Below are 21,410 nucleotides of genomic sequence, written 5' to 3'. Positions count from 1 at the left end.
TCAGCCTTAAAGGTCTGAGGGTGACGACGGCTCTTCTGCCAGCGGCCAGCCCCCCAGGGCTTTCCACTTGTTGACGATACCGCAAAACAGCTCAGCGGTTTTTTCGGTGTCGTACAGGGCAGAATGGGCTTCCTTGTTGTCAAACTCCATCCCTGCAGCGCGGCAGGCTTTGGCCAGTACCGTTTGTCCGTATGCCAGACCGCTCAAAGCGGCGGTATCAAAGGTGGCAAACGGGTGAAACGGAACCCGTTTTAGCTTGCTGCGCTCACTGGCTGCCATCACAAAGTTGTGATCGAATGTCGCATTGTGGGCAACCATAATCGCACGGCTGCAGTTGGCGGCTTTCTGCTCTTTTCGCACCAGTTTATAGATTTCTTTCAGTGCTTCAGACTCAGGAACCGCGCCTCGCAGCGGGCTGAAGGGGTCACGGATACCGTTGAATTCCAGCGCTTCTTTTTCGAGATTGGCACCTTCGAACGGCTCGACGTGAAAATGAAGGGTTGTGGCCGGGTGTAAATCCCCGTTTTCATCCATTTTCAGCGTCACGGCGCAAATTTCCAAAAGGGCGTCGGTTTGGGCATTGAACCCGGCGGTTTCCACATCGATGACGACAGGAAAATAGCCTCTGAAACGTTTTTTCAGGGTCAATGCTTCATTTTCTACAGTCATAGTTACTCTAATCCGTGTGACAAGCCTGGCATTATTGCAGATTATGGACAGGAGCTAAACCGTAACCAGATGCAAATTTATGCTTTTCTTCAGGCTTTCTGGCGTTATTCTTGCATCCATAACAGCAGAGACGAATTCATGGCGTGGTAACTCTTTGATCTCTTTCTGCCTGAGGCGAAAGTGGCAAGGGATTACCGCCTATCAGGCAAGCACAGCCGGACGACACGATGAAAAAAAATGCAGTAATTACAGCCCTGGCAATGACACTGGCCGCTACTGCGGCACAGGCTTCGGTGCAGACCCGTTATGCGGCCTCTCCGGAGCAGTCAACCTGGACGATGGCGGTGAACTCGCCCCTTGAGTGCCGGCTGGTTCATCCCATTCCCAACTATGGTGTTGCGGAATTCACATCCCGTGCCAGCAAGAAGATCAATCTGGATTTTGAGCTGAAAATGCGTCGTCCGATGGGGGATACGCGCAACGTGTCACTGATCTCCATGCCGCCGGCGTGGCGTCCGGGTGAAAATGCTGAGCGTATTTCGACCCTGAAGTTTTTTAAGCAGTTTGATGGTTATATCGGTGGCCAGCTGGCGTGGGGTATTTTGTCTGAGCTGGAAAAAGGCCGTTATCCGACATTCAGCTATGCTGACTGGCAGAGCAGGGATAAGCGGGTAGAAGTGGCGCTCTCTTCAGTGTTGTTCCAGCAGCCATACAGTGCGTTCAGTTTGTGCATCAGCCAGCTTTTGCCTTACAGCTTTGAAGACATCGCCTTTACCATTCTGCATTATGACCGTAACAGTGATCAGCTCAACAAGGCATCACAGAAACGTCTGGCTAAGATCGCTGAGTATGTGAAGCACAACAAGGACATTGACCTTGTGCTGGTGGCCACTTACACCGATTCCAGTGGTGGTAAGAAAGGCAACCAGAGTCTGTCGGAGAGAAGGGCACTGGTACTGCGTGACTATTTTGAATCGCTGGGCCTGCCTGCAGATCGTATTCAGATCCAGGGTTACGGCGAACGCCGCCCTGTGGCAGATAACCGCTCTCCAATTGGTAAAGACAAGAACCGCCGGGTAGTGATCTCTCTGGGACGTACCCAGGTTTAATTGAGCTTAAACTGCGCGATCAGGTTGCAGCTGGTCGCGCTGTCAATGTGTTGCACCAGTTTTGCTACCTGTGGGTTGGGGTGACGTTTCATAAAGTCTGTCAGGGCTTTTTGGCAACAGCCCAGAGACTCCAGGTACGAATCACAGGTTTTATTGCCGCATTGTGGTACCAGAGTCAGCAATCGCTCAGACGCCAGCTGCAGATACTTCAGCTCATACTCTTCATCCCCGTTAACACGCCAGAAGTTTGCCAGATTATGGCAGGAGATGACTTTGATGGTCAGCAGATCATCGGGATCGGACACTTCAGCGGGTTCAAGCCCGTCGGAGATTGCCAGTGCCTGCTGATAGTGAAGGATGCAACGCAGATAGTCCTGGTTAGCCAAAGCGCTGTCGGCCAGCAGGGTATGTTTTTCCCACTCCTGAATACTCACGATTTTTTCCTCCATACAATCAACAACTATCGACAAACTCAATCTAATTGATAATCGTTATCATGTAAAGTGCCGGGTTTATAAACCGGAGCAGCTTTCAGGGCGGGAACTCATACCAATCTGGATAAGTATCTGGTCAGTCATTGCGCAGGAAAATTCGTTGTTTTCAAGGCGGAGATTGCAGTAACTAGTGGCGCTAATTACAAAATCTCCAACGCGGAAAACGGCGAATTTAACCAGCAAGGGCGACCTGATACTTATGTAGATTGGTATCACAAGTGGCACAAAAAAAGCGGGCCGTAGCCCGCTTAAGTTCTGAATCCGGATTAACCTTCCAGTCCGGCAGAAGCCGATTTGTTCTGGATAAGCTCGACCATGTAGCCATCAGGGTCTTTTACAAACGCGATATGGGTGGAGCCACCTTTAACCGGTCCTGGTTCACGGGTGATGTTGCCACCGGCTGCGCGAATGGTTTCGCAGGTCACGTAGATGTCGTCAAAGCCCAGTGCGATATGGCCAAATGCATTGCCCAGTTCGTATTCAGAGGTTCCCCAGTTGTGGGTCAGTTCGATTACAGCGCCCTGAGATTCATCCCCATAGCCCAGGAACGCCAGGGTATATTTGTACTCTTCGTTGACGTTAGTACGCAGCAGATCCATGCCCAGCACTTTGGTGTAGAACTCAATTGAGCGGTCCAGGTCACCCACGCGAAGCATGGTGTGCAGAATGCGTCCGTTTGACATTGCCTTGTCTCCTTAAGTTTCTGTTTTATCTTTAAATTCACACAGGTCTTCAATAATGCAGCTGCCACAGCGCGGTTTTCTGGCCACACAGGTGTAACGTCCGTGCAGTATAAGCCAGTGGTGGACGTCGAGTTTGAACTCTTTGGGAACCACTTTAAGCAGTTTCGCCTCCACCTCATCCACATTTTTACCCATGGCAAATTTGGTGCGGTTCGAAACCCGGAATATATGGGTATCGACAGCAATGGTTGGCCAGCCAAAAGCAGTATTCAGTACCACGTTGGCGGTTTTCCGCCCGACGCCCGGCAGGGCCTCCAGCGCTTCCCGGTTTTCCGGGACTTCTCCGCCGTGTTTCTCCAGCAGGATCTTACACGTCTTGATGACGTTCTCTGATTTGGAGTTAAACAGGCCGATGGTCTTGATATACTCCTTCACGCCGTCAACACTCAGATCAAGCATTGCCTGTGGGGTGTTGGCGACCGGGTAGAGCTTATCCGTCGCCTTGTTGACGCTGACGTCAGTGGCCTGGGCGGACAGCAGGACTGCAATCAGCAGTTCGAACGGGCTGCTCCAGTTGAGTTCGGTTTGCGGATTGGGATTGTCTTCCCTCAGCCGCTCAAGGATCTCTTTGCGTTTGGTATTGTTCATGTTGAGGCTGTTTTCTTATCTGTTTTGAGGCTTTGACTTACTGAAATCAGCTGGTTACCCGTGCCCGCTCAATGGCGTCTTTCTTTTGTTCTGGCTGACGGGTGGTCAGCTGTTTATCGATAACGTTTTTGGCAGCGATCATAAAGCCGACACCAATAAATGCGCCCGGTGGCAGCAGAGCCAGCAGGAACTTGCTGTCGAGCTGCATTACTTCGATACGCAGTACCGACGCCCAGTCACCAAGCAGCAGGTTAGCCCCATCAAAGAGGGTACCGTTACCGAGGATCTCACGCAGGGCCCCCAGGGCGACTAGTGCCAGGGTCATACCCAGCCCCATCCACAGGCCGTCGAGCGCTGCCGGTCCTACCGGATTTTTGGAAGCAAACGCTTCTGCCCGGCCGATAATAATACAGTTGGTCACGATCAGCGGGATGAAGATGCCCAGTGACAGGTAGAGGCCATAAGCGTAGGCGTTCATCAGCAGCTGCACGCAGGTTACCAGCGCGGCGATGATCATCACAAACACGGGTATCCGAACTTCTTTTGGCACGTAGTCACGAACCAGTGAGACGGTGACGTTAGAGCCAACCAGTACCAGCAGGGTAGCGATACCCAGCCCGAGCGCGTTGGTCACGGTTGATGAGACCGCCAGCAGCGGGCAGAGACCCAGCAACTGAACCAGCGCCGGGTTGTTGTCCCACAGGCCGTTTTTTAACAGTTCTTTATTAGTTGTCATTGCTGTTCGCTCCACAGTTCAGTGGCTGATTGGTGATCTGCCGGGCATACTGCTGATAGTAAAGGGACACATTCTTCGTTGCTTTAACTACTGCGCGCGGGGTAATGGTCGCACCGGTAAACTGGTCAAACTCACCGCCATCTTTACGCACTGCCCATTGCTTCATGCTCAGACTCTTAAGATCGATATTGGCAGGTTTGGAAGTCGCGCCGCTCATGCCGTCGGAGTTGCCGCTGTTACTGGTGATTTCCAGACGCTTGCCGGTGAAGCTCTCGATCCAGTCTGAGACTTTGATATCAATCTTGTCGCCAAGACCCGGAGTCTCGGCGTGTTCCAGAATACGCACACCGGTAATGGTGCCCCAGTTGTTAAAGCCAACGATAAACCGGATCGCGCCGTTGTAGCCATCCGGTGCGACTGCTTCGATCGCCATTCCGGTCTGATAGCCTTTCTTGCGCGCCATATATACCGGCATGGCTTCATTACTGCCAAGGTACTGTTTGTTGGTGACCAGGGTGCAGTACTCAAACAGATTGTTGTCGTGCGTCGATGGCGGGATCACTTCATTGAGCACCCGCAGCAGGTTCTTCTGCTGCTGCTCTTTGATGGTGTCTTTGGTCAGGGTGTGGGTAATCGCCACCACACCGGTTGAGATCAGGGCAAACAGGGCCAGTACCGCGCCGTTTTTCTTAATTGCGTTAATCATTCCGGGCTCCCGTTAGTGACCGTAAGTTCTTGGTTTGGTGTAGTGGTCGATAAGCGGGACACACATGTTTGCCAGCAGGACAGCGAAGGCCACCCCATCCGGAAAACCACCGAACGAGCGGATGATAAATACGATCACACCGATCATCGCGCCAAACACCAGACGGCCTTTCACCGTGGTTGAAGCGGAAACCGGGTCGGTTGCGATAAAGAAAGCGCCCAGCATGGTTGCGCCGGAGAACAGGTGCAGCAGCGGGCCTGCGGTTTCACCTGGCATCAGCAGGGTAAAGAGCAGGGCACAGAAGACCAGGCTGCCCAAAAATGCTACCGGGATATGCCACCGGATAATGCGCAGTTTGATCATTACCAGACCACCGATCAGGTAAGCGAGGTTGACCCACTCCCAGCCAAGACCTGCGATACCTGAGAACTGAGGCAGAGCCATGGTCTCCGACAGGGTTTTGCCTGAATGAAGCGAGGTTTTTACCGTGTCCAGCGGGGTGGCCATGGTTACGCCGTCAATACCGCTGCGGAATTGTTGCAGCGAAAAACCTTCACTGCTGAAGCCGGTAAAGATAAGGCCAAAGGCATCGCTGAAGCTGCCCTGAGAAGGAGCCAGCTCAGCTGGAGCTATCCAGCTGGTCATCTGAACAGGGAAGGAGATCAGCAGGACCACGTACGCCACCATAGCCGGATTGAACAGGTTCTGGCCCAGTCCGCCGTACAGGTGTTTGGCGATAACGATGGCAAAGAACATGCCGATCACCATCAGCCACCATGGGGACATCGGCGGGATCGCCACCGCCAGCAGCCAGGCGGTGACCATGGCGCTGTTATCGCGCAGGGCGCCAATTGGATTACGTTTTCTGAGCAGCATGACCGCCGCTTCCATAACAGCGGCAAGCAGCAGGGCAAAAATCAGCTGGATCAGGGTTCCCCAGCCAAAGAACCAGCACTGGGCGATCAGACCCGGGATGGCACACAGGGCCACCCAGCGCATCAGATCCGGTGTACTTTTACGGCTGTGGGCGTGCGGAGAGCTGGCAATAAAGAAAGACACTACTCGTTCTCCTTCGATTGTTTCTGTTGTTGAGCGGCTTTACGCGCCTTGGCGCGGGCAATGGCGGCAGCGACGGCGGCTTTTTTATCATCCTGCGCTGCGGCCTGCGGCTCGTTTTGTTGTTCTGGTGTTGATTCTGACTCAGGTACAGGCTCAGATTTCGCCTGCTGCTGAGCGGCCTTGCGCGCCTTGGCACGGGCTACAGCTGCTGCGACCGCAGCTTTCTTGTCGTCCTGCGGCGCGCTTTGTGTTTCAGCTGGTGCTTCAGGTTCAGAGTCAGCCTGTTGCTGAGCGGCTTTACGCGCTTTGGCGCGGGCAATTGCAGCGGCAACGGCGGCTTTCTTACCGTCTTCAGGCGCATCTGCAGCTTCAGCTGGTGCTTCAGGTTCAGAGTCAGCCTGTTGCTGAGCGGCTTTGCGCGCTTTGGCGCGGGCAATTGCAGCGGCAACGGCGGCTTTCTTGCCGTCTTCAGGCGCATCTGCTGCTTCAGCAGGTGCTTCTGGTTCAGAGTCAGCCGGCTGCTGAGCGGCTTTGCGCGCTTTGGCGCGGGCTATTGCAGCGGCAACGGCGGCTTTCTTACCGTCTTCAGGCGCATCTGTAGCTTCAGCAGGAGCTTCTGGTTCAGAGTCAGCCTGCTGCTGAGCAGCTTTGCGTGCTTTGGCACGGGCAACTGCAGCGGCAACGGCGGCTTTCTTGCCGTCTTCAGGCGCATCTGCTGCTTCAGCAGGTGCTTCTGGTTCAGAGTCAGCCGGCTGCTGAGCGGCTTTGCGCGCTTTGGCGCGGGCTATTGCAGCGGCAACGGCGGCTTTCTTACCGTCTTCAGGCGCATCTGTAGCTTCAGCAGGAGCTTCTGGTTCAGAGTCAGCCTGTTGCTGAGCGGCCTTGCGTGCTTTGGCGCGGGCTATTGCAGCTGCGACGGCGGCTTTCTTACCGTCCTCTGGTGTATCTGCTGCTTCAGCAGGTGCTTCTGGTTCAGGTTCAGATTGCTGTTGAGCGGCTTTGCGCGCTTTGGCGCGGGCAATGGCCGCAGCAACCGCTGCTTTCTTCTCTTCAGGCTGTTCGCTGTTGTCTGAGTCAGAAGTCGTTTGCTGTTGCGCGGCTTTACGCGCTTTTGCACGCTCGATTGCAGCGGAGACAGCTGCTTTTTTATCGTCAGCACTCTCTTCAGCGTTACCTGCTTGTTCAGCGCGCTCTGCCTTACGGCGGCGTGCTTCTTCTTTGCGCTGTTCGCGAAGTTTGGCCATTTCGCTGTTATCCGGCACGGCGCTGTTGTCTTTAGCGGCTTCAGCCTGTTTGGCTTTGGCGCGGGCGATAGCAGCGGCAACGGCAGGTTTTGGCCCGCTGTCTTTGTCGGCTTTCATTGCTTTAACGCGCTGAATCGCCGCGGCGACGGCATCACCATCACCTGAGGAAGCCATTTCCTGACGGCGCTGGTCAGCGGCTTTCTTAAAGCGGTTTTCCCGCTCGGCTTTATCGCGCTCAAGGCGGGCTTTCTTCTCTTCAAAACGTGCTTTTGCCCGTTCTGCCGCTTCGCTCTCCTGCTGGCGGGTACGGATTTCCGCTTTGGCTTTGCGGTAGTACTCAACCAGTGGGATTTCACTTGGGCAGACAAATGCACAGGCACCACATTCAATGCAGTCTTTGAGGTTCAGCTCTTCGCACTTTTCGTAGTCACCATCTTTGGCGTACCACTGAAGTTGCTGCGGAAGCAGGGAGGCCGGACAGGCTTCTGCACATTGGCTGCAGCGGATACAGTCCATCTCATAACGCTGAGACGGCAGTTCCCTGCGGGCTGGTGCCAGAATACAGTTGCTGGTTTTGGTCAGCGGGACACGGGCGTCAGGTAGGGTAAAGCCCATCATAGGGCCGCCCATGATAAGACGCGGTTGCCTGCGTTCAGCTTTGTAACCGTAGTTGTCCAGCAACGACTGAACCGGGGTACCAATGCGTGCCCAGACGTTACGCGGCTGACCGAAGCGGTCGCCGGTCAGGGTAACGATGCGCTCAGTGAGTGGTTCGCCGTCGATAACGGCCCGCTTAACGGCCTGCACTGAACCTACGTTCTGAACCAGTACACCGATGTCGGCAGGAATACCGTTTTTCGGCACTTCCATGTTGGTCAGGATGCGGATAAGTTGTTTCTCGCCACCTGACGGGTATTTGGTCGGGATCACCCGGATCACCAGATCTTTCCGGGTTGCAGCCAGTTCCAGAGCCCGGATAGCTTCGGGTTTGTTGTCTTCAACCGCGATAATAGTCAGCTCGGGTTTTAGAATTTCCTGAATGATCTCAATGCCTTCTATGATTTCATCCGCGTGCTCGCGCATCAGCATGTCATCAGCGGTGATGTAAGGCTCACACTCGGCGGCGTTAATGATCAGGATTTTGGTTTTGGCCATGCCGGACTGGATTTTCTTGGCAACCGGGAAGCCTGCACCACCCATACCTGAGATACCGGCCAGGCGGATCACTTCAATCAGATAATCCGGTGTTTCATTACGGAAATCGGCGACCGGGTTCTTTTCAGCCCAGCGGTCTTCACCATCCGGGCGGATAACCACACTCAGTTCTTCAAGGCCGGACGGGTGAGCGGCGGTTCTTGGTTCAATCGCGACGACAGTACCGGACGTCGGGGCATGAACAGGCAGCATAAAGCTCAGCGGACACTCGGTCAGCGCCTGGCCGCGAAGTACCTGATCGCCTGGTTTTACGCAGATATCGCCTGGTTTGCCAATGTGCTGTTTTACCGGCAGCACCAGTTCGTCAGGAATCGGGGCGTGCTCAAGTGCGACGCGGGTTGACTGCTGCTTGTTTTCCGGCGGATGAATCCCGCCGTGGAAGTCCCACAGGTAACCGGAACGAATTTTTTCAATCAATGACAACATGCTCAATCCTTATTGTTTTCGTTTTGTGGTTGAGATTCGGTCACATTTACCACAGGTATTGAGTTCAACTGCCACTTCCAGGTTTCTGTGGTCTCTTTTACCGGGATCATCTCGATGCAGTCTGTCGGGCAGGGAGCCACACACAGATCACAGCCGGTACATTCGTCCTTAATTACGGTGTGCAGGGCTTTGGTGCCCCCCACGATCGCGTCAACCGGACACGCCTGGATGCATTTGGTACAGCCGATGCACATGTCTTCATGGATAAACGCGACTTTTTTGATGCTTTTTTCCGGATCGTGGGCAGACGCTTCCGCTTCCACGCCCATCAGATCTGCGAGCTTTTCAATGGTAGCCTGGCCGCCCGGAGGACACTTGTTGATCGCATCGCCATTGGCGATGGCTTCTGCGTATGGGCGACAGCCTGGGTAGCCACACTGACCGCACTGGGTCTGGGGCAGGATCTCGTCAATCTGGTCAACGATTGGGTCGGCTTCAACTTTAAAACGGATGGAAGCAAAGCCAAGAACTGCGCCAAACAGAGCGGCGAGCGCAGCCAGAGCGATAACGGCGATTAAAATTCCACTCATGATTATTTCACCAACCCGGTAAAGCCCATAAAGGCCAGTGACATCAGGCCTGCGGTGATCATGGCGATGGATGCTCCCTTAAATGGCGCAGGAACGTTGGCTGCGGCAATACGTTCGCGCATGGAGGCAAACAGGATCAGTACCAGTGAGAAGCCCACTGCAGCGCCGAAGCCATATACAATCGACTGAATGAAGTTGTGGTTCTCATTAATGTTCAGCAGCGCCACACCCAGTACCGCACAGTTGGTGGTGATCAGCGGCAGGAAGATACCCAGCAGACGATAGAGCGTCGGGCTGGTTTTATGCACTACCATTTCGGTGAACTGCACCACGACGGCAATCACCAGGATAAAGGCCATAGTACGCAGGTAGCTGATCCCCAACGGCATCAGAATATAGTTTTCAACCAGGTAGGCGCAGACGGATGCCAAAGTCAGCACAAACGTGGTCGCCAGGCCCATGCCAATAGCGGTCTCCAGCTTTTTGGAAACCCCCATAAACGGACACAAGCCTAAAAATTTTACAAGAACAAAGTTGTTGACCAGCACGGTCCCAACCAGCAGTAACAGATACTCTGTCATAGCATCACAATAGTTTCGAAACAGATCCCAATATTATCCTTGTTTGAGAGGATTTTAACAACCGACAGGGGGAAAGGTTTTTTGTGGAATTGGTGATTTATTAGACGATTAATGTGAAAAAAGAGATTTCAGTGTGCAGTAGTTTGACAACCCCACGAAGCGGAAACGATTGGTCTGTAATTATGGATGCCATATCCGGTGATACGGCATCCATGAACAAGGGTGGGGTCAGATGGCTGGCTAATTAGCTGACCAGCACACCTAAGCTGAGCAGAGCCATAACCATCACTGTCAGTATGCCCAGAAGAGGACCGATGAAGCGCAGCCATGTCGGGTAGGCGATGCGTCCGATGGCAAGCCCGCCCATAACAACACCGGATGTTGGTGTCACCAGGTTAGGCAGGCCGGAGGCTGACTGATAGGCAGTAACGACCAGTTCACGGCTTACACCGGCAAAGTCAGACAATGGTGCCAGGATCGGCATGGACAGTACTGCCAGGCCGGAGGATGAAGGGACAACCAGGCACATGACCGCTTCTATCCAGTAGATGGCATTGATGAACGCCACCTCATGCAGGCCTCCCAGCAGGCCTTCGGCATAGTTAAGGATAGTGTGGGTAATGTTGCCATTATCCATCACCACAACCAGGCCCCTTGCGATAGCGATGATCAGCGCAACACCAAGTAAATCCCGTGCGCCCTGGACAAAGCTGTCAACCAGTTCCGTTTCGGGCATTTTGGCAATGAATCCGACTACGATAGATGAGGCGATAAACAGGGCGGACAGCTCTGCCATCCACCATCCTGCTGCTGATACGCCCCACATCATAATCGCAAACGTAATCCCAAATACGGCCAGTACGGCTTTGCGGGTTGGATTCAGCTCGGGAGCCTGTTGTTGCCTGCCATGGAGAAAGTGATTCAGGTTAGATTCGCGCTGGTGAGCGACAATGGACAGTTCTGGATTTTTCCGGACTTTTTCCGCATATCGCATCACGTAAGTTACACAGGCAATCCAGCCCAGGACAAGGATGGTGGCACGCAGGGCAAAGCCTTCCATAAAGTTGATTTCGGCGGCATTTGAGGCAATAACCGTCGCAAATGGGTTGATAGTCGAGCCCAGGCAGCCGATCCCGGCGCCTATCATGATGATGGCGACGCCTGTTACGCTGTCATAACCTGCGGCGATCATCACGGGGATGAGCAGGGCATAGAAGGGAATGGTCTCTTCTGCCATGCCATATACGGTGCCGCCAAGAGCAAACAGTCCCATCAGTATCGGGATCATCCACTTTTCACGTCCGGTCAGGTGCTTCATGGTGCCTGCAATTCCGGCATCAATGGCACCGGTTTGAGTGACGACAGACAGAAATCCGCCGATCACCAGAACAAACAAGGCGACATCAACGGCGCGCGCGGCATAACTCTCAGGATTGTAGAATCCCTGAATAGGTGCCATGAGTATGTCGACAATACCCTGAGGATTGGCTTCAACGGTGTGGTAGGTACCGACAACAGGCACCATTCTGCCCAGGGTTTCGTTTGTCTCCATCTGATACTGACCGGCTGGTATTGCCCAGGTCAGTACGGCCATCAGTACCGTCAGCAGCATCAGGATAGTGTAAGCAGAAGGAAATTTAATTTTGGTCATAGGGTCATCCTTTTATTCTTATTGGCTGATGCCCCGCATCAAGAAAGGGCATCATAGCTGGCTCTCTGCTTAGCTCACTGATTCCATAATTTCAGTGGCAGACATGTTTTCTAACCCCATGAGCTGCAGGGTTCTGCCATTTTCGAAGTAGTTCGTATCGTTATAAGCATTGTCGATATGCAGACACGACGTGATGATGGGTGTTTCGATACCAAGTAACCGGGCAAACTCGTAACAGGGCACCAGCAGGTAGGCGGCATCTTCGGTGATGTACCGGTTGCTGGCGGAGTTTGGTGCGCTGTTGAGTTTTCCGTGAGTTTCGGATGTCCGGTTAACTTCGTAGACGCTTTCACAGTTCATGTCATACAGGGCGTTCATGGCGTTCAGCTCCGGCTGAAGTTCAAGCCCCAGTGCTTCCCCGATTTTTTGCCGTTCCTTTTCCATCGCTGCGGCGGCTTTGGCTGTGGATACCGAGCAGCAGTCTTTGTAGTAGTTAAACTGGCCGTCAAAGTTTTCCAGCAATCCCATGTTCAGGGTTGTAAGCAGCGGGTGTCCGCCAAAGTTAATGTTCTCAAGACCAGCTTCAATTACGTTTTTCAACGGTTTAAGCGGCAGGGGCATGACCGTTTGTAATGCTTCAATGGCCTGACGGGTCCGGCTGGCCGGGAACGCCGCGACAGGCAGGAACTGTTTCATTCCCAGAATGGCGATTTCTGCAGGGCCGACAATCCTCGTTGCCCAGGGAATAGATATCGCATCGACAAAGGTCAGGTCCAGGTTTCGGTATCCCTTTTCATTTTTGATTCGGTTGAGGACAAGTGACCCATAGTTGCCCGGCATCAGCATGATGATCTGACCGTCGCGCAGGTAAGGCAGCATCTGTGTGAAAAGAGGCTCCTGGGCGAAAGAGGGCACCGGAAGTACCAGAAGGTCAGAGTAGCTGATGGTTTCTTCAAGGCTCCGGCTGATGGTGTGGCAGGGTTCAAAGCCGGCATAAGCCAGCTCAGTATCATTGAAGGTGCTGAGAGCTTCGATTCCGCCTTTTGTTTCAATATCATCCAGTGGCTGATCAAACCCTGGCGCGCCGTAGAGACAGACGTCAGCCCCCTCACGGGTAAAATGGTAAGCGGCGGTCAGGCCTGCATTGCCTGAACCTATGACTGAGACACGAGGTTTCATGTTTATCTTCCTTATGGTTTTTGTTTTGTTCAGACTAAGGAAGGGCAGTCATCCGGTGCCAATGACAAAGGTGCAGGGGAGTATGCAAGTTTGTTATAGATGGCTTTTTAATGATTTGTAACCATTTGTATTTTCAGAAAATATCTTTTGATTTTCCGGTGCGTAAGTTCAACGCTTAAGTGTGAGAAAGCTCCGGAGCGTACTCATGAAGATCCCGCATTGGACCAATCCGGAGGCAGATATCCATTTGATCGGCCAGCAACATAAACTGCTCAATAAACTGTTCTGCATGCCGGTGTATGGGTTTCAGGGCGGGATAAAGAATGTCGAACTCAAAAGGACAGCTGAACACAAATGGCCGCATAACGACATCAGAGCGCTCGCATTCTATATGGGCAGTAAACGGATCTGTTACAGCAATCCCCACGCCTTCGTGAACCAGGGCCGCAGCGGTGCTGGCGAGGGAAACTTCAACCTGTTCGATTGCTGACAGGTCATAGCGCCGCAGCAGGGTGTCGATATATTGCTGAATGCTGTCCCGTTCATGGCGGATCAGCACCTGACCGGCCAGATCGGTAACATCAATGACAGGCTTTTGAGCCAATGGTGATGCCTTTGGTATCAGACATACACATTCACACGTAACCCGCTGAGCTTTAACCCCGGCCAGATGTTCACTGACAAACGCAAACCCGATGTCGGTTGTCTGGCTCTGCACGCGGTGAATCACTTCCTCTGAGCGATAAGTTTTAAAACTGATCCTGGTTTTTCCAGAATGACTGAGAAAAGCGGCCAGGATCCGTGGCAGAAAAGCATTGGACAGCAGGGGCATAGCAGCAATGTTCAGGCTGCCGAAATGACGGGAACGTATTGAGCTGGCCGATTGTGATAAACCGGAAACCGCGTCGAAAACTTTGGCCACTTCGAGATAGAAGGCCTGGCCTTCGTCACTGAGTTCGAGGCGGTTTCCTTTGCGAATAAACAGCCGGAATCCAATGTTCTGCTCCAGGCCGGACAATAACCGACTGACTGCCGGCTGACTGAGGTTAAGACACTCTGCAGCCGCAGTTACGGTCTGACATTCAACAACGGCTTTAAAGGCATTCAGCTGGGTTAACTTCATTTACAACCACCGGTTTATTCTGATTATCCGGGCTACAGTAGCAGCAACCAAAGTGCATTACTTTGAGACCCTTCGGATAATTGATGGATTGATAAATGGCAGACTGTAAAGCAGACAGTTAAAACGAAAAAAGCCGCAGCGAGTGCTGCGGCTTTTTTGAAATTAGGCTCCCCCTGCGGGAGGCGAACGGGGCCGCCCAGGTCTGAGACATTGTTTTGCAGAAACAAGTCGCAGTTAAAACGAAAAAAGCCACGTCTTTCGACATGGCTTTTTTCTGAAATTGGCTCCCCCTGCGGGACTCGAACCTGCGACATACGGATTAACAGTCCGCCGTTCTACCAACTGAACTAAGGGGGAATAGCTAAGTGCTGCGCATGGTAAGAAAACCGGCCTGGCTTGTCAACAATCTGGGCTGGTTTTTTTCGCTAAATATTCAAAAAATATTTCTTTACTTTCTGCCAGCGCCCGCCGTTAAAAGGCTGTCATTAGTTATCCACTAAAATTGTGGATAAGTGTGTTAATTAGATCTTAACAAGAAAAAATCAGTCAAAAACAGAAAACAGGCGGATATGGAAAATTATGCTTAAAGCATTGATATTACTGGCTTAAGCTCTGGAACCCTGAAAAGATGGTTTGAATTGAAAACAGTCAGTCTGCCGCATTGAACCGACATTCTGGGGAAAAGGCGTGGATGAAATTTATCAATTTTCCGGAGGTAACCCGGATGAGGGGTGGGAACAATAGCAAATTTCGCAGCATTGATCTACATAAATCATCATGGAATGCGAAAAAACACCAACTACTTTTCGGGCAACAGTTGACCCGGAAGCAGGGTACAGAGACAATGACACCCTGAATGAATATACAGGTAATCACGATGGCTAAGACCTTTGACCTTGTGTCCAAATACCAGCCTTCCGGGGATCAGCCGGGAGCCATTGCCAAACTGCTCGACGGACTGGAATCCGGACTGGCGCATCAGACCCTGCTCGGGGTAACCGGCTCAGGCAAAACCTTCACCTTAGCCAATGTGATTGCCCAGGCGCAGCGGCCTACCATTCTGCTGGCACCAAACAAAACCCTTGCAGCGCAGCTTTACGGCGAGATGAAGGCCTTCTTCCCGAACAACGCGGTTGAGTATTTCGTCTCTTACTACGACTACTACCAGCCGGAAGCCTACGTTCCTTCTACCGATACCTTTATAGACAAAGATGCATCGGTCAACGCGCATATTGAGCAGATGCGTCTGTCTGCAACCAAAGCATTGCTGGAGCGTAAAGATGCGATCATCGTTGCTTCGGTGTCGGCGATTTACGGTCTGGGTGACCCTGATGCGTACCTGCAGATGATGCTTCACGTTTGCCGGGGCGATATGGTGGACCAGCGTGCCATCCTGCGCCGTCTTGCAGAGCTGCAATATACCCGTAATGACGTTGGGTTTGAGCGCGGCCAGTTCCGGGTGCGCGGGGAAGTGATCGATATCTTCCCGGCGGAATCGGATCAGGATGCAGTGCGGATTGAAATGTTTGACGATGAGGTGGAGTGCATTTCCGTCTTTGACCCCCTGACCGGGGCCATCAAACAGCGTGATTTGCCTCGCTATACCGTCTATCCGAAAACTCACTATGTGACGCCAAGGGAAAGGATCCTGGATGCGATCGAGAAGATTAAAGCTGAGCTTGAAACGCGCAAAAAGTATCTGCTGGAGAACAACAAACTGCTGGAAGAGCAGCGCATTTCCCAGCGTACTCAGTATGACGTAGAGATGATGACCGAACTCGGTTTCTGTTCGGGGATCGAAAACTATTCCCGTTACTTAAGTGGCCGCGCCGAGGGTGAGCCGCCTCCGACGTTGTTTGACTACCTGCCGCATGATGGCCTGCTGGTGATTGATGAGTCGCACGTTACCGTGCCGCAGATCGGGGCCATGTTTAAAGGGGACCGCTCGCGTAAGGAAACCCTGGTGGAATACGGCTTTCGCCTGCCATCAGCGCTGGATAACCGCCCGCTGAAGTTCGATGAGTTTGAATCCCTTGCGCCGCAGACGATCTTTGTCTCCGCGACACCGGGTGAGTATGAGCTGACCAAATCCGACGGTGATGTGGCAGATCAGGTGGTGCGTCCGACCGGTCTGCTTGATCCTGAGCTGGAAGTGCGTCCGGTGGCGACTCAGGTGGATGATCTTCTGTCTGAAGTGCGTCTGCGCAGTGCTAAAAATGAGCGCGTGCTGGTAACGACCCTGACCAAGCGTATGGCCGAAGACCTGACCGAATACCTGCACGAGCACGGGGTAAAAGTGCGTTACCTGCACTCGGATATCGATACGGTGGAACGGGTGGAAATCATTCGTGATCTGCGTCTTGGAGAGTTCGACGTGCTGGTGGGGATCAACCTGTTGCGTGAGGGCCTGGATATGCCGGAAGTATCGCTGGTGGCGATACTGGATGCGGATAAAGAGGGCTTCCTGCGCTCAGAGCGCTCGCTTATTCAGACCATTGGCCGCGCCGCGCGTAACCTGAGTGGTAAAGCGATTCTGTATGCGGACAGCATTACCCGCTCGATGAAAAAGGCGATGGACGAGACCAACCGCCGCCGGGAAAAACAGCAGGCTTACAACGAGGAGAATGGCCTGACACCACAGGCGCTGCAAACCAGCGTGAAAGACATCATGGAGCTGGGCGATATCGCCAAAGCTAAATCGAAGCGCCAGAGCAATAAGCAGGTGCCGTTGTCCAAAGTAGCCGAAGAGTCGAACAGTTATGAAGTCATGAGCCCGCTGGCACTGGATAAACTGATCAGCAAGCTGGAAAATGAGATGTATCAGCACGCCCAGAATCTGGAATTTGAACAGGCGGCTCAGAAGCGTGATGAGATAGAAAAACTGCGCGGCCAGTTTATCGCCAACAGCTGAGGCGGTGAATTTCAGGCAAAAAAATAGCCAACAAGTAATTGAGCTTGTTGGCTTCATTTTGTGAATACTATGTTCACTAACAACGTCAGTTGGCTAGGTGACCCGTTAGGGTCAATTACATAGTTGCAGGTATCGTGCCAAAAAAAACAGGCTGAAAATGTGAATCAGATTGCTTTTTTGCGGATATTGGCTATCATTAATTGCAAAATGCAAATCATAATGCAATGAAATTATCAAACTGCAATTGGCCGGGTTATGCAAAACAGTAGTTTATCACCAAAAACCAAATATCTCCTGATGGTGGAAGATACCGCATCGGTGGCGGCACTGTACCGCTCATACCTGATGCCATTGGGGATTGATATCACCATCGTCGGCACCGGTGCCGATGCCATCACCAGCCTCGACGAACGTATTCCTGATTTGATCCTGCTCGATTTACGTCTGCCAGATATGACGGGTATGGACGTACTCGAATCCGTAAAACGTAAGTATCCGGATGTACCGGTGATCTTTATGACCGCTCATGGCTCTATCGATACTGCGGTAGAAGCGATGCGGAAAGGCGCTCAGGATTTCCTGATCAAGCCGTGTGAAGCAGACCGCCTCCGTGTAACGGTGAACAATGCTATCCGTAAAGCGGGTAAGCTGAAAGACCGTCCGGATGAGCCAGGTAACAATAACTATCAGGGTTTTATCGGAAGTAGTCAGACTATGCAGGCGGTGTACCGCACCATTGACTCCGCAGCCCCAAGTAAGGCCTCCGTTTTTATCACCGGCGAAAGTGGTACCGGTAAAGAAGTATGTGCGGAAGCGATCCACGCGGCAAGTAAGCGCGGCGATAAGCCATTTATTGCGATTAACTGTGCGGCTATCCCCAAAGATCTGATCGAAAGTGAGCTGTTTGGCCACGTAAAAGGCGCGTTTACCGGTGCGTCAACCGACCGCCAGGGTGCGGCAGAGCTGGCCGACGGCGGTACTCTGTTCCTCGATGAACTGTGTGAAATGGACCTGGAGCTGCAGACCAAGCTGCTGCGTTTTATCCAGACCGGTACTTTCCAGAAAGTTGGTTCTTCAAAAATGAAGAGCGTGGACGTGCGTTTTGTCTGTGCGACCAACCGTGATCCGTGGACAGAAGTCCAGGAAGGCCGCTTCCGTGAAGACCTTTACTACCGTCTGTACGTTATCCCACTGCATCTGCCGCCACTGCGTGAGCGGGATGAGGACGTGGTGGAAATCGCTTACTCACTGCTCGGCTTTATGTCCAATGAAGAGGGCAAGGGCTTTGTGCGTTTCTCTCCGGAAGTGATCCGGCGTTTTGTTGATTATGAGTGGCCGGGTAACGTTCGTCAGTTGCAGAACGTACTGCGTAACGTGGTGGTGCTCAATCAGGGGAGTGAGATCTCACTGGAGATGTTACCACCGCCGCTGAATGCACCTCTCAAAGCGGAGCTGCCGCTGGCAGCAACCCCTGAGACCCTGACTATACTTGATGCAGAACAGATCAAACCGCTGTGGATGACGGAGAAGCTGGCCATCGAAAGCGCGATAGACGCCTGTGAAGGGAACATCCCTAAAGCAGCAGGTTATCTTGAAGTCAGCCCCTCAACTCTGTATCGAAAACTCCAGACATGGAAAGAGACCGGACCGGAGACTGTGAAGTAATTTTTTCAGGAAGGCCTTTGCCTTCCGTCGTTTGAGCCAGAATACGGAAACACAGGAAATAAGAAGAATGACAAGAATCGTCAATACCGAAAAGATAGATGAGCTGGCCCGGGATATCGGGGAAGAGAACCTGCCCATGTTGTTTAATATTTTTATCGGTGAGCTGATCGATTACGCTGAGGCACTGGCCGATGTACCGAGAGAAGACTACCGCGCTGAAGAGCAGCTGAAATCCATCAGCCATTCGCTGAAAAGCAGCGCGGCCAGTTTTGGTGCTGAGCAGTTGTGTGAGTTTGCCACCAGTCTGGATTCACAGTTTAAGTCTGGCGATACCATCAGTACCCCGGAAAATCGTCAGACTATGATCAACTTCCTCAACACCACCCGCGAAGAATATCTTAAGCTAGCCCAGTAGGCTGATCACCGCCTGCTGCAGCTTCTCACGGTCGTGTCGCCAGTCATGGTTGGCAGAGGCCAGTGAGTCTGTGACCACATGGATATGTTCAGGCAGATCCCTGTGGTCATCATTACTCAGTAGTACATCAATCTGGCGTCCCTGACAGGCGCGCTCACACCATTGCAGTTTTTCGGCCAGCGACATTCGGCCTGCCGGACCAAACTCCGGAGAGAGGTTGTTGACGAAGATCAGTTTGGCGTGCTGATTATCTGCAATCGCCTTGCCAATTTCAGGCAGCAGCAGAGGCGGCATGATACTGGTCAGGAAACTGCCCGGGCCGAGGACAATTGCATCGGCCTGAGCCAGCGCTTCCAGGGCCTCCCGTGTCGCCGGAACTTCCGGTTCAACATACAGACGCTGCAGATCCTGCTCCATTTCATCGACGCTGGTTTCTCCGCGAACCCAGTCACCGTCGACCGACAGGGCGGTCAGATCCGCCGGGTGCTCTGACATAGGCACGATATTTACTTCAACCTTGAGCATGTCCCGGATGAGGTTGATCGCTTCAAGCGGGCGTACAGACAGGTTATCCAGCGCCGTCAGCATCAGGTTACCCAGGTTGTGGTTGTTCAGCTCTCCGGCACCTTTGAAGCGGTATTCAAACAGCATAGAGCCGATGGAAGGCTCGGTGATCAGTTGGTTAATGCAGTTCCGGGTATCGCCCCAGGCAATACCGCCCTGGCAGTGACGGATTCGCCCGGTAGAGCCGCCATTGTCTGTGGTCGCGACAATGCCGGTCGCGTTATTGCCAAAATCTTTAAGGGCAGCCAACATTCGCCCAAGCCCGTGTCCGCCGCCAATGGCAACGACTTTACGGCTCTGATAGATCTCTTTCATAGTCATTGTTGTGAAATTATTGTGTTACATCGAAAAGTAACCCATGCAGGCCGGATCTGCGAGCAGAAATATCCCGGATAGTGACCTTAATGGCGAAGGGCGGGGCAGGTTGGCGCATTTATATCCACCGGATGTGTGCCCGGCCACTTCTGAGGACAAAGAGCCTTCCCCCTGCCTCCGTGATGAGCAAATAATCAGCAAAAAAGCCATCTGAACAGGCATTTTTGCATTTTGCGGTGGCGCCAGACGCGATTATTGAGTATTTTTACCCTAAAGCATCGGAACCGGATCATGCCGGTTTCGCTTGCCATAGCTCCGAGCTTCATTCACTAAGTCCCGGGATTAGAGTCGCAGGATAGGTGATGGAAGCCAGTGACAGGTTGTCACAAGGGTTTATCTGGAAATGGATAAGCCTCCCGTGTTTGGAAAGGTGTTCCGTGGCGCAACAATTCGAAGATAGTTTCCGGCGTAAGTTTTATTACCTGCGCCTGTCGGTTACAGATGTCTGTAACTTCAAATGCACATATTGTCTGCCTGATGGATATGATCCATCGGGGCGGAAAAACTCGTCTTTTTTATCCCTCGATGAGATCAAGCGGGTGGTCAACGCTTTTGCTGCGTGCGGCACCAGTAAGGTCCGCATTACCGGCGGCGAACCCAGCCTGCGCAAAGATTTCACCCGCATTATTGAAACCATTGCGGGGACGGAAGGGATCACCAAAGTCGCCACCACGACCAATGGCTACCGGATGGCAAAACACATTGCAGAGTGGCGTGATGCCGGCCTGACCGATGTGAATGTCAGCGTTGACAGCCTGGACCCGCGTCAGTTTTACCAGATCACCGGTGAGAATAAGTTTTCAGAGGTGATGGCCGGTATCGACCGGGCGTTTGAAGCCGGTTTTAAACAGGTGAAAGTTAACGCAGTCCTGCTTAAAGATCTTAACAGCACCCAGCTTCCGGCTTTTTTAAACTGGATTAAGCACCGTCCAATCCAGCTCAGGTTTATTGAGCTGATGCAGACCGGCGAGATGGATCAGCTGTTTCAAAAGCACCATCAGTCCGGGGTCAGTATTCGCAATGTTCTGATCGCAAACGGCTGGTTGCTTAAGCCAAGAGCCATCAATGACGGTCCTGCGGAGGTCTATACTCACCCGGATTATCAGGGTGAGATCGGTCTTATCATGCCGTATGAGAAAGACTTCTGCCAAAGCTGTAACCGCCTGCGCGTATCGGCGCTGGGTAAGCTGCACCTGTGTCTGTTTGGCGAGCAGGGCGTGGAACTGCGTGACCTGCTGCAACAGGAAGAGCAGCAGGACGCCCTGATCAGCCGTATCAACGAACACCTGCAGACCAAAGCGGTCAGCCACTTCCTGCACGACGGAAATTCGGGAATGACGCCACACCTGGCGTCTATTGGTGGGTAA

At 52.8% G+C, this 21,410-nt stretch carries 19 protein-coding genes, 1 tRNA gene and 1 riboswitch; of the genes, 5 read left to right on the top strand and 15 right to left on the bottom strand.

Annotation, left to right across the window (positions count from 1 at the left end; translation table 11 throughout):
* Positions 1-6: 6 nt before the first annotated feature.
* Entirely contained in the window at positions 7-669 is a 663-nt protein-coding gene (gene rnt, locus ACVB80_RS05675) for a ribonuclease T (RefSeq protein ID WP_481080293.1), read from the bottom strand.
* 260 nt (positions 670-929) lie between these two features.
* Between rnt and motY the strand changes: the two genes are divergently transcribed.
* The gene (gene motY / locus ACVB80_RS05670; RefSeq protein WP_481080380.1) at positions 930-1,778 is read left to right on the top strand and encodes a flagellar protein MotY; all 849 of its coding nucleotides are present in this window, start codon (positions 930-932) and stop codon (positions 1,776-1,778) included.
* Here the strand turns inward: motY and ACVB80_RS05665 are convergent.
* The 13 genes from ACVB80_RS05665 to ACVB80_RS05605 form a co-directional block, all read right to left on the bottom strand.
* On the bottom strand, positions 1,775-2,212 hold the full coding sequence (locus ACVB80_RS05665; protein ID WP_481080292.1) for a DUF2753 family protein: 438 nt from the start codon (positions 2,210-2,212) through the stop codon (positions 1,775-1,777). The genes motY and ACVB80_RS05665 overlap by 4 nt on opposite strands.
* Before the next feature lie 326 nt (positions 2,213-2,538).
* Entirely contained in the window at positions 2,539-2,955 is a 417-nt protein-coding gene (gene gloA / locus ACVB80_RS05660) for a lactoylglutathione lyase (protein WP_481080291.1), read from the bottom strand.
* Positions 2,956-2,967: 12 nt separating this feature from the next.
* Positions 2,968-3,603 carry an endonuclease III gene (gene nth, locus ACVB80_RS05655; RefSeq protein WP_481080290.1) on the bottom strand — a complete coding sequence of 212 codons (636 nt, stop codon included), beginning with the start codon at positions 3,601-3,603 and terminating at the stop codon, positions 2,968-2,970.
* A gap of 46 nt (positions 3,604-3,649) precedes the next feature.
* A complete protein-coding gene (locus tag ACVB80_RS05650; RefSeq protein ID WP_481080289.1) occupies positions 3,650-4,339 on the bottom strand; it encodes an electron transport complex subunit E in 690 nt (229 codons plus the stop codon).
* Positions 4,329-5,045, bottom strand: coding sequence for an electron transport complex subunit RsxG (rsxG, locus tag ACVB80_RS05645; protein ID WP_481080288.1), 717 nt, complete (start codon positions 5,043-5,045; stop codon positions 4,329-4,331). Before rsxG ends, ACVB80_RS05650 begins: the two co-directional genes overlap by 11 nt.
* 12 nt (positions 5,046-5,057) lie before the next feature.
* Entirely contained in the window at positions 5,058-6,104 is a 1,047-nt protein-coding gene (rsxD, locus tag ACVB80_RS05640) for an electron transport complex subunit RsxD (protein WP_481080287.1), read from the bottom strand.
* On the bottom strand, positions 6,104-8,989 hold the full coding sequence (gene rsxC, locus ACVB80_RS05635; protein ID WP_481080286.1) for an electron transport complex subunit RsxC: 2,886 nt from the start codon (positions 8,987-8,989) through the stop codon (positions 6,104-6,106). The genes rsxD and rsxC overlap by 1 nt, the downstream gene beginning before the upstream one ends.
* 2 nt (positions 8,990-8,991) lie before the next feature.
* Positions 8,992-9,579: an electron transport complex subunit RsxB gene (gene rsxB, locus ACVB80_RS05630; RefSeq protein ID WP_481080285.1), complete on the bottom strand. Its 588-nt coding sequence runs from the start codon at positions 9,577-9,579 to the stop codon at positions 8,992-8,994.
* Between the two features lie 2 nt (positions 9,580-9,581).
* On the bottom strand, positions 9,582-10,160 hold the full coding sequence (gene rsxA, locus ACVB80_RS05625) for an electron transport complex subunit RsxA (RefSeq protein WP_481080284.1): 579 nt from the start codon (positions 10,158-10,160) through the stop codon (positions 9,582-9,584).
* Positions 10,161-10,404: 244 nt separating this feature from the next.
* A complete protein-coding gene (locus tag ACVB80_RS05620; protein ID WP_481080283.1) occupies positions 10,405-11,811 on the bottom strand; it encodes a YfcC family protein in 1,407 nt (468 codons plus the stop codon).
* Positions 11,812-11,880: 69 nt separating this feature from the next.
* The gene (locus tag ACVB80_RS05615; protein WP_481080282.1) at positions 11,881-12,990 is read right to left on the bottom strand and encodes an NAD/NADP octopine/nopaline dehydrogenase family protein; all 1,110 of its coding nucleotides are present in this window, start codon (positions 12,988-12,990) and stop codon (positions 11,881-11,883) included.
* 175 nt (positions 12,991-13,165) lie between these two features.
* Positions 13,166-14,113 carry a LysR family transcriptional regulator gene (locus ACVB80_RS05610; protein ID WP_481080281.1) on the bottom strand — a complete coding sequence of 316 codons (948 nt, stop codon included), beginning with the start codon at positions 14,111-14,113 and terminating at the stop codon, positions 13,166-13,168.
* 281 nt (positions 14,114-14,394) lie between these two features.
* Positions 14,395-14,470 (bottom strand) — tRNA-Asn (locus tag ACVB80_RS05605).
* A gap of 520 nt (positions 14,471-14,990) precedes the next feature.
* Here ACVB80_RS05605 and uvrB point away from each other — a divergent pair.
* The 3 genes from uvrB to ACVB80_RS05590 all read left to right on the top strand — a co-directional run bounded on the left by uvrB (position 14,991) and on the right by ACVB80_RS05590 (position 19,104).
* Entirely contained in the window at positions 14,991-17,024 is a 2,034-nt protein-coding gene (gene uvrB / locus ACVB80_RS05600; RefSeq protein WP_481080280.1) for an excinuclease ABC subunit UvrB, read from the top strand.
* 255 nt (positions 17,025-17,279) lie between these two features.
* Positions 17,280-18,689 (top strand): quorum-sensing sigma-54 dependent transcriptional regulator LuxO, encoded by a 1,410-nt coding sequence (gene luxO / locus ACVB80_RS05595; protein ID WP_481080279.1) that lies wholly within the window; start codon positions 17,280-17,282, stop codon positions 18,687-18,689.
* A gap of 67 nt (positions 18,690-18,756) precedes the next feature.
* Positions 18,757-19,104, top strand: coding sequence for an Hpt domain-containing protein (locus ACVB80_RS05590; protein WP_481080278.1), 348 nt, complete (start codon positions 18,757-18,759; stop codon positions 19,102-19,104).
* Here the strand turns inward: ACVB80_RS05590 and yvcK are convergent.
* Positions 19,093-19,983, bottom strand: a complete 891-nt coding sequence (gene yvcK / locus ACVB80_RS05585) for a uridine diphosphate-N-acetylglucosamine-binding protein YvcK (protein ID WP_481080277.1) — start codon at positions 19,981-19,983, stop codon at positions 19,093-19,095. The two genes, ACVB80_RS05590 and yvcK, sit on opposite strands and share 12 nt — an antisense overlap.
* Before the next feature lie 301 nt (positions 19,984-20,284).
* Positions 20,285-20,432, top strand: a riboswitch (molybdenum cofactor riboswitch).
* Here yvcK and moaA point away from each other — a divergent pair.
* Positions 20,421-21,410, top strand: a complete 990-nt coding sequence (moaA, locus tag ACVB80_RS05580; RefSeq protein WP_481080276.1) for a GTP 3',8-cyclase MoaA — start codon at positions 20,421-20,423, stop codon at positions 21,408-21,410. (Overlaps the previous riboswitch by 12 nt.)

This window comes from Vibrio sp. 9-16B-A1 (genome assembly GCF_056726165.1).
The sequence above is the reverse complement of the archived record's forward strand: the minus strand, read 5'-3'. Positions and strand labels throughout refer to the sequence as shown.